The organism is Silanimonas sp. (assembly GCF_027530345.1).
Lineage (GTDB): Bacteria > Pseudomonadota > Gammaproteobacteria > Xanthomonadales > Xanthomonadaceae > Silanimonas.
Map to the genome: position 1 here is coordinate 1 of NZ_JAPZQK010000064.1, position 2,101 is coordinate 2,101.

Below are 2,101 nucleotides of genomic sequence, written 5' to 3' on the forward strand. Positions count from 1 at the left end.
TTTTCAGGCCGCCAAGCGCAAGGCGCGTGGGTACGGCCGATTCGAAACCATGCGCACCGTGCTGTTCCTGATCGCCGGGAAGCTCGACTTCCGAGGCATCAATCCCCATGCCGCATAACCCACTCGGATTTCAAAAGAGCCGCTTTTTGGCAGTAGGGCCAAGGGCACAGCAAACAGCAATAGCGACTGGGATGTTTGCTGTTTCGTTGATCGTTGCGGTCAAGAGTGTTGGTACTCGACGTGGCACGACAAGGCCGTGACGTGGAAGGCAGAGTTCTGCTTGGCCTGTGACCTTCCGGAGAGCGACGTCCAGTTTTGTGCGCCCACTGGTGATGAAGTAAAGGACGGCTTGCTTGAGGCCAGCAAGGTCATCTATGTTCGCGGTGTATCCTTTGAGCGCACCTAACAGTTCGCTCAAGCGGACAGATCAATCGCTTCGCGATTGATGCTGCCGCTTAGCTCAGGCGTTAGGCAGGGATGCATGTTCGGACTGGGCAAATTCTTTCGTAAGGGCGCGGGCGTTGAGCGGCACTATGGGCCGGTGTACGTCCATGGTGAGCCAATGCGCTGCGTGGTGTGCCGCCACGGCGAGTTTTGGGAGCACAACGTCCAGCTCCATACGCCTGCGGCTTCATTCTTCAACGTAGAGTTCGTCAATCGCGTCGCTCACTGCGCGGTTTGTGCGAGCTGCGGCTACGTTCACTTCTTCATCCCCACGCATACGGCGCCGGCCGCTTCCGGTGAGGGCGGCTAGTCATGGGCGGCAATCCCTGCCTAACTACTCGCTCAAGCGGACCAATCAATCGCTTCGCGATTGATGTGGCCGCTTAGCTCAATCGTTAGGCAAGCGCATGTACCTCGTGATTCTCATCATCCTCTCGCTTGCCGTCGGGCTCGTCGTCAGCTCTTGGTTGCTTGCGCGTTGGTTTCTTCGCGGCGGGCAGTCGAGGCTTCGCCTCCTCTGGAGTGCGCACCTTGTTGCATCCGGGCTCTTTGGCGCTCTATCGGTTCTTTTTGGCGCGACGTACGAACTCTGGTTACCTCATCCGTTCGGGCACATAGCGCCGGCCTTTGCTATCGCGGCAATGGCGCTCTGGTTCGTGCTCGGCACGCTGCTTTGCCGCGCATTTCTCGACGTGTCTTGGCGTCATTGCCTTCGCAACAACCTGATTGCATTGTTTTGCTTCGCTGCTGGCTCCGTTGCTTGGTGGTTGAGGTACGAGCAGCAGCGTTCACTTGGGTTTGGCGGCGTTACCTGCGGCGACGCTTGCCTAACTACTCGCTCAAGCGGACCAATCAATCGCTTCGCGATTGATGTGGCCGCTTAGCTCAGGCGTTAGGGGCTTGTGCTCACGCAGCATCGAGGTCGGACGGGCTGGCTGGCGGGTGTTTGGCGGCAATCTGGCGGGTATCTGTCGTTGAAGTGACTAGCGTCGATTGGTTTCCTAATGCTCCACTAGTCGGCGGAGCAACAACATGGAAGAGCAGATGAAGATTGATGGGGCCAAGATCAGGAGGCTCAGGGATATCCAGGGCTGGTCACAAGAGCAGCTTGCGGAGGCCGCGGGCGTCAGCCTCCGGACTGTTCAGCGGGCCGAGGCTCAGGGCACAGCGTCCCGAGAGACGCGGGTCTGCCTAGCCGCAGCCTTAGGCATTGCTCACACCGAGCTCGATCTGCACGAGACAGATGCTCCGTCGGTCGGGTCGCGAGGTTCCGACTCGGGCGTTGCTCTTCAGGGGGCGGTCGTCCCTGTGCCCCGATTTGTGCGCGTCGTGTCCGGAGTAATGGCCCTGTTCGCTTTCGTGATGCTTCTGCTTGCAGTCCCATGGGTTCAGGCAGATCCATCATTGATTCACCTTGTATTTCTGGCTCCCTTGGCCGCAACACTTTGGGCGGCATATGTGGCCATTCGCGGGGGGGTTCCGCGCGCTCTGCTTTACAGTAAGTGGGCTCTTTATTGCCTCTTTTGAATTTCGAGTGGGTGGCAGCCAGAATCGACCCGAGTCTGGGACCGTTATCTGAGGCAACGTGAGCGAGAAGCAGCTTTTTGAGGCCGCCCTTGGCGTGGCCGCGCCGTGGTACGTGAGCGGGACGGGTTTC

2 protein-coding genes are annotated in these 2,101 nt (G+C 59.0%); both read left to right on the top strand.

The genetic code is table 11. From position 1 onward, the window contains the following. Nucleotides 1-851: 851 nt before the first annotated feature. Nucleotides 852-1,328 carry a hypothetical protein gene (locus tag O9255_RS15215; RefSeq protein ID WP_297867713.1) on the top strand — a complete coding sequence of 159 codons (477 nt, stop codon included), beginning with the start codon at nt 852-854 and terminating at the stop codon, nt 1,326-1,328. 160 nt (nt 1,329-1,488) lie between these two features. Beyond that, a complete protein-coding gene (locus tag O9255_RS15220) occupies nt 1,489-1,971 on the top strand; it encodes a helix-turn-helix transcriptional regulator (RefSeq protein WP_297867714.1) in 483 nt (160 codons plus the stop codon). Nucleotides 1,972-2,101 lie beyond the last annotated feature (130 nt).